The following is a 13,676-nucleotide window of genomic DNA, read 5'->3' as shown; positions in this document are numbered from 1 at the left end:
ACACCCCCCCTCGGTGCGCCTCCGCCGGGGGCGTCGGGCTGCACGCGGGCCCCTGCTGCGCCCCTGCCGCCGCCGGTGGGGCGGGGTTCCCGGACTCAGACCCCGGGAACCCCGCCCCACCGTCTGCAGGTCCCACGATCGGTACCCGCGTTGGTCGGGACACGAGTTCACGGCGGGTGTCCGCGGCCGCCGGGACGGATCACTCCGGTGGTCCGGCTGCCAGACGAGCGTCCAGCCAGTCGAAGACACGCTGTTCGAACAACGCGCGGCCGGTCGGCTCGCCGTGCAGATGGGCACCCTCGGCCTCGGTGAAGCAGACCAGCGCCTTCGGTCCGGGCAGCGCGTCGTAGAGCCGCCGCGCTGCCCCGGGCCAGAAGTGCTCCCCCTCCGGGTCGGTGATCAGCAGCGGGGTGGTGATCCGCCCGGCCACCGGGGTCACGTCGTACCGGGAGACCTCGGCCAGCAGGTCGTACGGCGAGTCGACCCCGTACGGCCGGGCCCGCCGGCGCCACATCGCGGCGAGCGCCGGGTCCGCGTCCAGAGCGTCACGGACCACGCGGTCGAACGTGTCGCGGTCACCGGAGTCCCACAGGCCGCGCAACTCCGGGCCGAGAGGGCGCCACCAGCTCTCCACGACGGCTACGACACCCGGATCGGCGACCGCCGCGGCGATCCGGTGCTCGAACGCGAGCGTGCGCGGAACCCAGTAACCCGCCTGGCCGATTCCGGCGAGCGCGATGCGCCCGGCGTCGACATCGGACCGCGCGGACAGGAAGTCCACGACCGGCGTGACGACTTTCTCCCAGTCCGGACGGAACGTCACCCCGTGGTCGAACAGCATGGACTGCTGACCCGGTCCGTCGAACAACAGCACGCGGTGGCCCCGGGCCACGGCCGGCGCGCCGAGAAGCGTCCACGCCGAGCTGACCGGGCCGTCCCCGCGGTTGTTGACGATCACGGTCGACAGCGGCCCGGGACGGTCGGGCGGGCTCACCAGGTAGCCCGGCAGCGTCCTTCCCTCGTACGGGATCGCGACCCGCTCGGCGGGCGGGTCCCATGCCCGCGCGAACCGGTCGAAGCAGTCACGGTGCTCGCCGAACACCTCGCGCAGCCGTGTCCCGGGGTCCTCGCACGACTCGACGCCCACGAGGGCCAGGCCGAAGTATCCGGCGGCCCGCAGGAAGGCGTCCCGGGCACTGGCCGACCGGCCGTGGGCCGCGCTCTTCTCGCCCTGCTCCCGGACCCGGCGGCCGAGCGCGGCCCAGGTCCAGAACCAGGTCTCCCCGCCGGCGTCCGACAGGGCGGCCGAAGTCGCCAGCACCTCGCCCACGTCCGCGCCGTGCTGCCAGACGGAACCCAGAGCGACCAGGACCTCGTGGTCGAACTGGTCGTTCTCGTTGAACCGGTAGGCCATGGCGACTCCCGTTGCCCGCGCCGTCGGACGCCCCCGAGCCCGCGACCGCACCGTTTCAGGCTACGAGTCCCCCCGTCCCCCTGCACCCGGCGGCGACCGCCACCACGTGCGCGGGTCCTCCGCCGGGTCGAAAATGGGCGGAGGCCCGGTCGCCGAGCACCAGCGGCGCCTGCCGAGAGGAACGCCCGCATGTGCCCCATGAGCCGCAAGAGCGCACCACCGCCACCCCCGTCACGGCCCGGCCGCGGTGGGCGCGCCGGTGTGGGCGGCGAGCGGGCATGAGGCCCGGACCCGTCGGTTCCGCGGTCGTACGCCGGTCCGTGCAGGTCACCTGCTCGGCGAGCGTCGGCTTCTACGTGTTCCTCTATGGTCTCCACCAACCCGTGGCCGCGCTGTACGCGCTGTTCACCCCCATCGCGCTCGGCCTGCTGTCCACCATTCCCGGGACCGGCCCGCGGCAGGCGTGCATCACCCTGCGGACCCTGCCGTTCGGGCTGGCTCTCGTCGCCCTGGGCACGGCACTGGCGCAGTCCACGGCGGCCGCGGTGGCGGGCATGCTGGTCGTCGGATTCCTGTTGACCTTCAGCGTGGTGGCCGGACCTCGCGCGGCCGGACCCGCGCCCGGTCTGCAACTCCTCTACATCCTGGCCTGTTTCCCGCCCTACGCCCCCGAGACGCTGGCCGGCCGGCTGACGGGCGTGGCCGTGGGCGTGGCCCTCCTCGCGCTGTGTCACGCGTACCTTCTGCGCGGCCCGCCCGCCGTCGGCTTTCGCCACCTGCTCGCCGACGCGCTGGAGACGGGCGCGGCCGCGGCGGCCGCGCCGGACGGCGTCCCCGTCGCGACGCTGCGGGAACTCAGTGAGGGGATGCGGCTGTCGCGGGTCGCGCCCGGTGAGCGCCCCACCGGACCGGGCCGCGGGGACCGGGCGCTGGGACAGGCGGGCGCCGCGGCCCGCCGGATCCTGGACCAACTGGCCTCGCAGTCCGAGCTGTCCGCGTCCGAGGGCGTACCGCTGGGCACGGACCCGGCGTCCGCAGTGCTCCGGGCCCGCGTCGCGGGCACGTGCGCCGACATGGCCTCGGCCCTGCGCACCGGTCGGCCACCACCGCCGGCCGACCTGCTGCGGGAGGAGATCCAGCGCTTCCAGGCCGACCGGATCCGTCGCGCCGCCGATCCAGGTGAACAGGGCGTGGACAGCCGCGTGCTCCGACGGCAGGCCGCGGTCCTGACGCTGGCGGAGTCGGCGTGGATCGCGGTCACCGCCGTGGGTGTCGCCGCCGCCGGACGCCGCGGCCCACCGCTCTCACCCCGTGACCTCTTCTGGTACGTGGACCTGCCCACGGCGTCGTTGTGGGGGCGCAGGATCGCCGGCAACGCGACGCATCGCTCGGTGTGGTTCCAGAACGCGGTACGGGTCGCGTGCGGGCTCGCCTTCGCCCGGCTCGTCGCGGGCACCCTCGACCTCGCGCACGGATTCTGGGTCCTGCTGACGGTCCTCACCCTCGCCCGCACCACGGTCGGCGCGACCTGGCGCGCGGTGCGCGAGGCGGTGGCCGGCAATCTGGTGGGAGCGGTCGCGGCCGGTGTCCTGCTCATCGCCGTCGGACGGCACCTGGACGCCTGCGCCGTCCTCCTGGTACCGGGCATGCTCGTCGCCTTCGCCCTGGGCCCGCGGCTCGGAGTCGCCTGGGCGCAGGGGCTGTTCACCCTGGTGGTCTCCCTCGCCTTCGCGCAGATCACCCCGACCACCTGGCGGCTGTCGGAGGCGCGCCTCGTCGATGTCGTCACCGGCAGCGTCATCGGCCTGCTGTGCGGGCTGCTGGCCTGGCCGGCGGGGGCACGCAGGGAGGTCCGCCGGACCATGGCGAGCCTGCTGCGCTCCTGCGGGGCGCTGGTGCCCGCCACGGTCGAGGCGCTGCTGGAGGCGCCGGGGGCCGACCCCTGCGCGCCCCCGACCCTGCCCACCCTGCATCATCTGCGGCTCGCGGAGGCCGCCTACGCGCAGTTCCGCAGCGAGCCCCCCGCTGCCTGGGAGGGGGCCCAGGCGGACTGGCACGGGGTGCTCGTGGTGGCGTACCACACCGTGCTGGGCGCCCAGCGGCTCCCCTGCTTCGAGGCGCCGCTGGCCGATGTGCCGCCGGACGCGTGCGCGTGGGCGCGCAGGACGGCGGCCGAACTGACGGCGGACGTGGACCGTATCGCCCTGCGCTTCACCACGGAGGGGTGCCCCGCGCCCGGTCGGCGCCCCTGCGCCCCGCCGCTGCCGTGGCACCATCCGGGGCTGCCCACCCTCGTCGACCTCGAAGTGTGGCTGACGGCCATGGACCATCAGCTCCGCCGCATCGAGGCATCCCTCGCCGTGCGGCCGTGATGCCCACCGCCGAGCCGGACCCGCGCCGCGGCCGGACCCGCGCCCGGCCGGTGCGGTCACCGTTCGTGCGGAGGCGCCGCGTTCCCCGCCGTGGAACCGGACCCCCGCGACTCGACGACGTCCACGTCGCTCGCCCGGACGAAGGCGACCCGGTGGCCGAGCTGGATCTCGTACCACTCCTCATGGCCCGCCACGACCGGGCTCGGCGTGTCGCGGAACTCCGACCTGTCGATGTGCGACCCGAGAAGGCGGGACTGGGTCACGTACCGCTGCCCCGCGAGGAAGTGGTACGGCAGGGGCGACTCGGGCTGCTCCGGCACGCCCTCCGGGTAGGCGTCCTTCTCCGGGAGGGCGCGTCCGTAGACAGGGACCTCGCTCAGGCCCGCCTTCGGCGTCACCATCCGGCCGCTCGCGCCGACGGCGGTCGGGTGGTCCTTCGCGTTCTTGAACCACGCCCGCCGGCCCTGGTACCAGATCGCCGTCCAGTCGCCCTCGTACCCGGCGACCGCGAAGGTCTGGCCCGCGGAGACCCGCGCCCCCAGATCGTCGACATCCACCGTGGAGGCCTCGCCCTTCGGGCGCCGGCCCGGGTCCTGGACCAGCGGCGCGCTCGCGTCGGGCTCGGTGCGGAGGCGGACCGCGCTGGAGCCGTGCGGCGCGCAGGGCGTTCCGGCCTGGGCGCAGCCCGTGAACGCCGGCATGTGGGTGGCGTAGTCCGGCAGCACGGTCACCATGTCGCTGTCGGCCGAGGCGGTGGCACGCAGGGGGGCGCCGAGGAGGTCGAAGTAGTGCCGCCAGTCCCAGAAGGGTCCCGGGTCGTCGTGCATCGCGGGAATGGACGAGGCGGTCGGACCCGGTACGTTGTCATGGCCGAGGATGTGCTGCCGGTCGAGCGGGATGTCGTACTTCTTCGCCAGGTAGCGCACCAGACGGGCCGAGGCCCGGTACATCTGTTCCGTGTACCAGGTGTCGGGCTGTTTCAGGAATCCCTCGTGCTCGATACCGATCGAACGGGCGTTCAGCATCTGGTTGCCCGAGTGCCAGGCCATGTCCCTGGTCCTGACGTGCTGGGTCACATGGCCGTCGCGGGAACTGATCGAGTAGTGCCACGACGGCTCCTTCGGATTCTGCACGGTCTGCAACATCGACCGCAGGCCCGCCTCGGTGTCGTGGATGACGATGTAGTCGATCTTCTGGTCCCGGGGCCGGTCGGCCAGGTCGTGGTTGCCGTAACTCCCGTCGTCCGTCCGCACGTACGGCGCGCCGAGCCAGTCGCAGTCCAGCTCCGGCGGGCACTCGACCTCCTTCGCCCGGCGCGCCTTCGCCACGTCGGCGGCGCGAGGGCGCACGCGCGGGCTGGCGGGAAGGGTGACGCGCTCTCCCGCGTCGGTGGTGCGGTGCGCGCCCTGGCGGATCAGCGAGAAGACGTCGTTCGCGTACGTCGCGGCCGACGCGGCGTCGTCCGTGCCCGAGAAGCGCGCCACCGCGTCCCACCAGTCCTCCGGGTCGGTGCTGAGCGGCTTGCCGAGCTGTCGCTGTACCGCGGCCAGGAGCGCCGCGCCGCCGCGTACGTTGGCGACGGCGTCCGTCCGGAGCCGTCCCGCCGGGGCCCCGATCAGGAGGGCGGCGCGGCGCAGGTCGGCCGGCTGCTCGGAGCGGACGCCCGACGAGTTCCCGAGGGGAGCGGCCGACGGCCCCGCCGCGATCGCGGGCCCGTCGGCCCTCTCGCTCGGCGAGGTCGCCGGGGACTTGGCCCGACGGGTGTCCACCAGGTGCATCGGACCGTAGCCGCCGGCGACACTCGGGGTGCCCGGCCGGGAGTCCCACCGTGACTGCAGGTACGAGACGCCCATGAGCACGCTCCGCGGCACGTGGTACTCGTCCGCGGCATCCGTGAAGACGTTCTGCAGCTTCGGCTCGGCCGCCGGGCCGCCGCACGCCGGAGAACCGGCCAGCAGTGGCACCAGGAGAGCGGCGGACGCGGTCATACGGACGGTCCGGCGGGGGCCTCGTCCAGCGCTGGGGATTCGGCGGGCGGCACGTCTCTTCATCGCGGGGGATCTCCAACCATGCTCGTCGCGGCCAGGACAAGGAGTTGCCCCTTGCACCACCCCCTGTACGTTTCCGTGCCCGACACGCGACGGCGCGCCGAGCGTCACCGGTGTGGACCAGCGGCCCGGCAGAGGCCACCCGGTCGGCGGCAGGATCTTCATATCTGATGGATGGTCAGCAAATGGCCCCCGTTCTGCGCGAGGGCGAGCGGAGCGGGGCGCGACGGCGCTGTGCGACGTGGAGGGGTGACGGACTGTTATGGCGGACTGCGCCGGTGGGCCGGACGGCTGACGGACCGGCCGCGATAGGAGCTGACGGACCGACGGGACGGTGAGCTGACGGACCGACGGGGCGGTGAGCTGACGGATCGACGGGACGGTGAGCTGACGGATCGACGGGACGGTGAGCTGACGGACCGGCGGGGTCGAGCTGACGGACCGGCGGACGGCGCGGCGGCTCAGTCCCGGACCGGGTCCGGGTGCCAGTCGGGATGCCCCGGCATGGGCGGGGTGTGCGCCCCGTACAGCCACGGGGTCAGGAAGGTGCTCAGGTCCTGGCCGGCGACGCCTGAGGCGAGCGCGATGAAATCGTGGGTGCCCGCGGCCCGGCCCTGATACGCCGTCACCCAGTTCCGCTCGATCCTGCCGAAGGTCTCCTCGCCCACCTTCTCCCGCAGGGCGTAGAGCACCAGCGCCGAACCGTCGTACCGCATCTGCTTGAACAGATGCGTGTCACCGTCGGGTTCGGCGGGCGCCCCGTCGTCATGACGCCATTGGTCGTGCCGTTCGTACGCCGTCCGCATCGCGCTCTCGAAGCTGTCGCCGCCGTGTGTGCCGGAGTACAGACGTTCGTAGAAACGGGCGTGGCCCTCGCTCAGCCACAGATCGGACCACCGCCGGATGGCGACGCTGTCGCCGGTCCACTGATGGGCCAGCTCGTGGACGAGGTTGCGCTCGGCGTCGACCCGGTCGCCCAGCAGGTCGGCCCTCGGTACCACGGACAGGGACTGCGTCTCCAGCGCCACCGGCAGGTCGGTGTCCGCGACCAGGACGCCGTAGCGGCGGAAGGGATACGGGCCTAGGTGCCGTTCCAGCCAGGCCAGGTGCGCGGGGGTGAGCGCGCGGTACGCCTTGGTGGCGCTGACCAGGCCGTCCGGGACCACGTCCCGGACGGGCAGTCCGCGCGGGCCTGCGCTCTCGACGAACGCGAACCTCCCGATCGCCATCTGCACGAGCTGGGCCGCGACCGGGTGCTCGGAGTCGTACGTCCAGCGGATCCGTCCGTCGGGCCGGCGGACGCGCTCGACGAGCCTGCCGTTGGCCACCGCGCCGAGGTCCGGTGGGGTGGTGATGTGGAAGGTGACCGGGGCCCGCAGGCTCGGGTGGTCGTCCACCGGGAAGATCATCTTGGCGCCGTCGGGCTGAGGGTAGAGCACGGTGCCGTCGGGCGTCGGCACCCAGCCGTAGTCCGCGATGGCGTCGCCCCGGTGCCGTTGCCGTGCCGGGTCGGCGGTGTAGTCGACCCGCACGGTGAAGGCGCCGCCGTGAGGGATGGGCCGCGAGGGTGTGACGACGAGTTCGTCGCCGTCGCGCACGGCGCGCGCCGGCGTCCCGTCGACGGTGACCCGGCGCAGTGTGTTGCCCGCGAAATCGAGGTCGAAGCGGGAGAGTGCCTGCGTGGCGGTGGCGTCGATGGTGGTGCTCGCGCCGAACGGTGTTCTCGGGGCCGCCCAGTCGAAGTCGAGGGTGTAGCGCCGGACCGTGTAGCCGCCGTTTCCGTCGAGCGGCATGAGCGGGTCGCCGATGCCCGGAGCACCGGGGGAGGGGAGCGCGCCGGGCGAGGCGGGGGGCGCGGGGGAGGGGCCGGGGGCAAGGATGCCGAGACGGGCGGAGTCGCGGTGGTCCCCGGAGGGGAGAGCGCCGGCGAGGGCGACCGCGCCGGTGATACCGACGGCACCGGTGAGGGTGAGAGCGAGGACCGTACGGCGCGAGCGGAGATCCCCGCGGGGGCGTCCCGGCGGGTCCGCTCCCGGCGAGGGCGGCGTGAGCGGCGCGTTCACCGGAGGAACCGGCAGGCGCTGCGCCCCGCACGGTCCGGCGCGCACCCGGCGGTGTACGGGCTGGTGCGCGGGCACCCGGCGGTGTACGGGCTGGTGGTCGTACGCGGGCACGCGGCGGTGTATGACCAGGTGGTCGTACGGGGGCACGCGGCGGTACAGGAGGACGCGGCGGTGTACGGGCAGGCGGCCGTACGCGCGCACGCGGCCGTGTACGGGCGCACGGCCGTCCGCGGGCGAGCGGGCCTGGCCGTCCCCGGTGACGCGGCCGTGCTCGGCGGGCGGCGGACCGGAGTGGTCGTCGGCCGGTGGACGTGGCCGCCGGTCCGCGGACGCACGCGGCGCGCGGTCCTGTGAGGGACTCGGCCGGCGGCGGACGCGATCTTCATGGCCGCACTATGACACCAAGAGGGGCCAAAAGTGGCTTATCTCCTCATATCATCCGCCCGCATGGACTATCCGGACGTGAGGGGCGGTCCGGGTGCGGGCGACGGTGCCGTACGCCGCGACCGCCCGCTCCGGGAACCGGTCGCGGAGCGGCTGACGCCCCATGGTCACCGGGGCCGGCGACGGCCGGGCCGGCCGGGAGGTGGGCCGGAGGAGTGAAGTGCCGCGTAGGGCGGAGCCGCCCCCGGGTGGCCCATGGCCGCCCGGGATCACCAGTGCTAGAAAGGTCACATGGCGAATCGTTTCGCCGGATTTGGACGGTTTTCACTCAGGCCACTGGTCAGCAAGAGTCCGCGGAGCGTAGCCGGGCAGGTGCTGGTTCTCCAGGTGGCACTGGTCGTGCTGCTCGTCGCCTTCGGCGTGCTCGGGCTCGCCCTGCAGTCGAAGCGCGACACCGACGCCGAGGCCAAGCGCCGTTCCCTCGCGGTCGCGGAGACCTTCGCGCACTCTCCCGGTGTCGTGGCGGCGCTGGAGAGCCCCCAGCCGAGCAAGATCCTCCAGCCGCTCACCGAAGCCGGGCGCAAGGCGGCCGGTGTCGACTTCATCGTGGTGCTGAACACCAAGGGGATCCGTTACACCCACCCTCTGCCGAGCCTGATCGGGAAGCGGTTCGTGGGCAACATCGCGCCCTCCCTGGCGGGGAAGATCTACACGGAGAGCGTCAACGGCCCGCTCGGCCGTGAGGTGCAGGCCACCGTTCCGGTCAAGAACGACGCGAACAAGGTGGTGGGCCTCGTCTCCGCCGGGATGAAGGTCAAGAACGTGAGCAACCAGGTGGCCCGGCAACTGCCGATCATCCTGGGCGCCGGGGCGGGCGCGCTGGTGGTGGCCACCGGCGGCACGGCACTGGTGGCCCGGCGGCTGCGGCGGCAGACCCACAGCCTGGCCCCGGCAGAGATGACCCGGATGTACGACCACCACGACACGGTGCTGCACTCCGTGCGTGAAGGGGTGCTCATCATCGGCGGCGACGGCCGGCTGCTGCTGGCGAACGACGAGGCCAAACGGCTGCTCGCGCTGCCGGCGGACGCCGAGGGACAGTTCGTGTCGGAGCTGTCGAGCCTCGACGAGGAGACGGTGGCACTGCTCGTCTCCGGACGCGAGGCCACCGACGAGGTGCACTTCGCCGGGGAGCGGCTGCTCGCGGTCAACCAGCGGCCCACGGATCGCGGCGGAGGTCCGAAGGGCACGGTGGTGACACTGCGCGACTCCACCGAGCTGCAGGCGGTGACAGGCAGGGCGGAGACCGCGCGCGAGCGGCTGAAGCTGCTGTACGACGCGGGAGTCCGCATCGGCACCACCCTGGACGTGCTGCGCACGGCCGACGAGCTGGCGAGGGTCGCGGTACCCCGCTTCGCCGATTTCGTCACCGTGGACCTGGCCGACGCGGTGCTGCGCGGCGAGGAGCCCGGCCTCACGGCCACCGGCATGCGGCGCACGGCCGTGTGCGGGATCCGGAAGGACCACCCGCTCTACGAGAAGGGCCGGCTGATCGACTTCGTGCCCTCCACGCCCCAGGCGCGCGGGTACGGAACCGGCCACTCCGAGCTGGTGACCGATCTGTCCACCGCCACGGGCTGGCACGCGCAGGACCCGCCGCGCACCAGGCGGATCATGGACTACGGCATCCACTCCCTCATCGCGGCCCCGATCCAGGCCCGCGGCGTGGTGCTGGGCATGGCCAACTTCTGGCGTTGCGAGCAGCACGAGCCCTTCGACGAGGAGGAACTGTCCCTCGCGGAGGAGCTGGTGGCCAGGGCCGCGGTCAGCATCGACAACGCCCGCCGCTACACCCGCGAACACGCGCTGGCGGTCACCCTCCAGCGCAGCCTGCTGCCGCGGGCCCTGCCCGAGCTCAGCGCGCTGGAGGTCGGCTACCGCTATCTCCCCGCCCAGTCGGGCGTCAGCGGGGACTGGTTCGACGTGCTTCCGCTGCCGGGGAGCCGAGTGGCGCTGGCCGTCGGCGACGTAGTGGGCCACGGTCTGCACGCGGCCGCCACGATGGGCCGGCTGCGCACCGCGGTGCACAACTTCTCCACCCTCGATCTGCCGCCGGACGAACTGCTGAGCCATGTGGACGATCTGGTCGGCCTCATCGACCAGGACGAGGCGGGTACGGAGAGTGCCGTGGGGGTCGTGGGCGCCACCTGCCTCTACGCGATCTACGACCCCGTGACACGTCGCTGCGTCATGGCGAGCGCGGGGCACCTGGCACCCGCGCTCGTCCACCCCGACGGGACCGTCACCTTCCCGGACCTGCCGGCCGGCCCCCCCCTCGGCCTCGGCGGCATGCCGTTCCTGACCACCGAGCTGGAGCTCGCGGAGGGAACCCAGCTCGTCCTGTACACCGACGGTCTCATCGAGGACCGCAGACGCGATCTGGACGTGGGGATGGACCTGCTCGGCGCCGCCCTCGCGGGTCATCCCGACCGGACACCCGAGGAGAGCTGCGGGGCCGTGCTCGAGGAGCTGCTGCCCGGACGCCCCAAGGACGACGTCGCCCTGCTCATCGCCCGCACCCGGGGCCTGCCGCGCGACCGGATCGCCGACTGGGACGTACCGCTCGACCCGGCCGCCGTCGCGGGAATGCGCGACGCCCTGTCCCAGAAGCTCGCCGAGTGGGACCTGTCCGAGCTGGGCTTCGGCATGGAGCTGGTCCTGAGCGAGCTCATCACCAACGCCATCCGCTACGGCTCCGAGCCGATCCACGTACGGCTGATCCGCGACCGCACGCTGATCTGCGAGGTGGCCGACGGGAGCAGCACCTCACCGCATCTGCGGTACGCGGCCACGATGGACGAGGGCGGCCGCGGCCTGTTCCTGGTGTCGCAGGTGACCGAACGCTGGGGCACCCGGTACACCCCGCAGGGAAAGGTGATCTGGGCCGAACAGGCGCTGCCGGCGAGTGTCGCGGAGCCCGTGCGGGAGCCGCCGGAGCAGGAGGACCCGATCTAGGACTACTGCCCGGAGGGCTCCGCCGGACCGCTCCCGGCCGGACCGCTCCCGGATGGACCGCTCCCGGCCGGACCGCTCCCGGCCGGATCGCTCGCGGCCGGATCGCTCCCGGGTGGACCGCTCTGGGGCGGATTGCTCGCGGGTGGACGGGCGTGGGGCGGACCGCTCCCGGCCGGATCGCTCGCGGGTGCATCGCTCCCGGATGGACCGCTCTGGGGCGGATCGCTCGCGGGTGGACGGGCGTGGGGCGGATCGGTTCGGCCTGTCCCGGTCCGGGGTGGACCGGTCCGGTGCGGTTCGGTCCGGGCCGCACCGTCTCCCGGCTCTTCGCTCCGACACGCCTCGGCCCGGTCCAGGCGCCCGCCGTCCCGGCGCGGGGCTGCCTCCGGGATGCGGTACGCGGCCAGGGCGGCGGTGTCGTCGTCGAGGTTCCCGCCGCTGTGCGCCAGCAGGTCCTGGTGGAGGCTGTCGAGGAGTTCGCGGGGCGGGAAGCGGCACCAGGACCGAACACGTTCGGCGAGCGGGTAGAAGTCGCCGGCGCGGTTGCGTGCCTCGGTGACTCCGTCGGTGTACAGCAGCAGCTGGTTGCCGGGGTGGAAGGGCACCACGTCCACGCGGTACTCGTCCCCGACGAGGACACCGAGGTTGAGAGGGAGGGAGGGGTCGTCCGAGTCCAGCTCGGTGACGCTGTCCCGGGCGATGAGCAGCGGCGGCGGGTGGCCGCAGTTCACGATGCGGACGACGGGTTCGTCGTCGGGGATCTCGGCGAACACCGCGGTGACGAAGCGTTCCGCGCCTTCACTGCCCGGCAGCAGCGCCGCTCTGCGCTTCATGCTCCTCTCGACCCGGCGGGCCACCCCGGCGAGGTCGGGTTCGTCGTGGGCGGCCTCGCGGAAGGCGCCGAGCATCGCCGCCGCAGTCTCCACCGCGACCAGGCCCTTGCCGCGGACGTCGCCGATGAGCAGACGCACCCCGTACGTGGTGGGCACCGCCTCGTACAGATCGCCCCCGATGCGTGCCTCCGCGGCGGCGGACAGGTACAGGGTCTCCACACAGATCTGGCCGAGGCGGCGGGGCACCGGGCGCAGCAGCACGCGCTGAGCGGTCTCGGCCACGGAGCGCACGGTGGCCAGGGTCCGTTCCCGGTGGATGCGGTGGGCGGCCAGAATCGTGCCGAGAACACCGACCAGGGCGGTGGAGATGTACGAGGCCACGTAGTGGCGCTCCCACAGATAGCCCACCGAGCGGCCCGCGCAGCACGGGGTTCCGGCCAGGACACCTTCGAACACCACGGCGAACACGGTGACGGCGGCGACGACGGCGGGGCCGTGCGCGTAGGCGGCGACGAGGGGGAGCGCGATGAGCAGGAAGCTGACCGGCCACTGCACCGGGGTGACGGGTTCGAGCAGCAGGAGGAAGGCGACGTAGAGGGCGGGCAGCCAGCGCAGCCACAGGGGTGTCGCCGGTCCCTGCAGACCTGTGGCACTCAGCCGCTCCGTACGGCGTCGTTCGGTGCCGCGGCTCCCCGGCCACCTCACCGCACGCTCCGGCGGGGGCCGGCCGTCGGCGGGAGCGGCCGGGGAGAACCGGCCGGGCGTACGGAGGCGGAGTCGGGGCCCGGACGGAGGTCCTGGCGGATCCACTCAAGCGGCCTGTGCACGAGAACTCCCGGCGGGCTTGGTCAAGACAACCGCCCTGATGCGGCTCGACAGCTCGACCCGATCATGACTCCGGCAAGGGCATGCCAGGATCTTTGGGGCAATCCTACGACGTGGAGATCCTCGAGAGGGGGGCGAACCGCATGAGACGGGAGGAATCGCCGTGGGCCGCGGCCCCGCCGGCCACGGGAAGCGGGCGCGTCCCCTTCCGGGTCCGGCCCGTCGGACGCGCGGGGGCACCGGCAGTGCACCGAATCCGTACAGCCCTCGGGGATCCGGACCGCCGCCCGGGGCCCGTGTCCTTCTCCCGGTGTCCGGGCCGCCGCCTCCGGTTCTTGGCCGCTCCCTCCGGAACCCGCGTCGCCTACTCGGGACCGCACGCGGCGGGCGGCCGGGCAGGAATGCGCCGAGGTGAGCGTGCGGCCTGGGCGGGTCCTTCGCCGCCCCGCTGGTGGCCGTCCGAGTCGAGGACCGGACGAAGACCGGTTCGCCACTGACGAGAAGGCTCAGGCTGTGCGGCGGCGGGACGAACTCCGCCCTGTCTCGTACGGTCGCGGAACCCCGTCCCGTTCCACCAGGACGACGTGCTGCTCGCCCGGGAGCTGGTGGCGCGTGCGGCGCTGCGCGTGGACAACACCCGCCGCCACACCCGCGAACACGCGGTCGCGGTCACCCTGCGGCACGGTCTGCTGCCTCACGCCCTGACGGGTGTACAGCGCTGG

At 73.4% G+C, this 13,676-nt stretch carries 8 protein-coding genes; 3 read left to right on the top strand and 5 right to left on the bottom strand.

All coding sequences use genetic code 11. The features are described from left to right. Positions 1 to 199: 199 nt before the first annotated feature. A complete protein-coding gene (locus tag ACFVTC_RS19950) occupies positions 200 to 1,414 on the bottom strand; it encodes an alpha/beta hydrolase family protein (protein ID WP_390128699.1) in 1,215 nt (404 codons plus the stop codon). Positions 1,415 to 1,692: 278 nt separating this feature from the next. Here ACFVTC_RS19950 and ACFVTC_RS19945 point away from each other — a divergent pair, with 278 nt between their 5' ends. Continuing rightward, positions 1,693 to 3,786 carry an FUSC family protein gene (locus tag ACFVTC_RS19945; protein WP_390128697.1) on the top strand — a complete coding sequence of 698 codons (2,094 nt, stop codon included), beginning with the start codon at positions 1,693 to 1,695 and terminating at the stop codon, positions 3,784 to 3,786. A 56-nt stretch (positions 3,787 to 3,842) separates the two neighbouring features. Here the strand turns inward: ACFVTC_RS19945 and ACFVTC_RS19940 are convergent, their stop codons facing one another. Then, positions 3,843 to 5,774 carry an N-acetylmuramoyl-L-alanine amidase gene (locus ACFVTC_RS19940; protein WP_390128694.1) on the bottom strand — a complete coding sequence of 644 codons (1,932 nt, stop codon included), beginning with the start codon at positions 5,772 to 5,774 and terminating at the stop codon, positions 3,843 to 3,845. 521 nt (positions 5,775 to 6,295) lie between these two features. After that, complete coding sequence (locus ACFVTC_RS19935) at positions 6,296 to 7,897, bottom strand: M1 family metallopeptidase (RefSeq protein ID WP_390128693.1); 1,602 nt, start codon at positions 7,895 to 7,897, stop codon at positions 6,296 to 6,298. Positions 7,898 to 7,960: 63 nt separating this feature from the next. Between ACFVTC_RS19935 and ACFVTC_RS19930 the strand changes: the two genes are divergently transcribed. Together ACFVTC_RS19930 and ACFVTC_RS19925 are read left to right on the top strand one after the other, a co-directional pair. Beyond that, positions 7,961 to 8,251 carry a hypothetical protein gene (locus ACFVTC_RS19930; protein WP_390128691.1) on the top strand — a complete coding sequence of 97 codons (291 nt, stop codon included), beginning with the start codon at positions 7,961 to 7,963 and terminating at the stop codon, positions 8,249 to 8,251. A gap of 321 nt (positions 8,252 to 8,572) precedes the next feature. Further along, positions 8,573 to 11,296 carry a SpoIIE family protein phosphatase gene (locus tag ACFVTC_RS19925; protein ID WP_390128689.1) on the top strand — a complete coding sequence of 908 codons (2,724 nt, stop codon included), beginning with the start codon at positions 8,573 to 8,575 and terminating at the stop codon, positions 11,294 to 11,296. A gap of 2 nt (positions 11,297 to 11,298) precedes the next feature. Here ACFVTC_RS19925 and ACFVTC_RS19920 read toward each other — a convergent pair whose 3' ends face one another. Then, positions 11,299 to 12,834 carry a SpoIIE family protein phosphatase gene (locus ACFVTC_RS19920; RefSeq protein ID WP_390128687.1) on the bottom strand — a complete coding sequence of 512 codons (1,536 nt, stop codon included), beginning with the start codon at positions 12,832 to 12,834 and terminating at the stop codon, positions 11,299 to 11,301. A gap of 626 nt (positions 12,835 to 13,460) precedes the next feature. Continuing rightward, the gene (locus tag ACFVTC_RS19915; RefSeq protein ID WP_390128686.1) at positions 13,461 to 13,652 is read right to left on the bottom strand and encodes a hypothetical protein; all 192 of its coding nucleotides are present in this window, start codon (positions 13,650 to 13,652) and stop codon (positions 13,461 to 13,463) included. Positions 13,653 to 13,676: the final 24 nt, after the last annotated feature.

It is taken from the genome of Streptomyces sp. NPDC057950 (assembly GCF_042887295.1).
GTDB lineage: Bacteria > Actinomycetota > Actinomycetes > Streptomycetales > Streptomycetaceae > Streptomyces > Streptomyces kaempferi.
The sequence above is the reverse complement of the archived record's forward strand: the minus strand, read 5'-3'. Positions and strand labels throughout refer to the sequence as shown.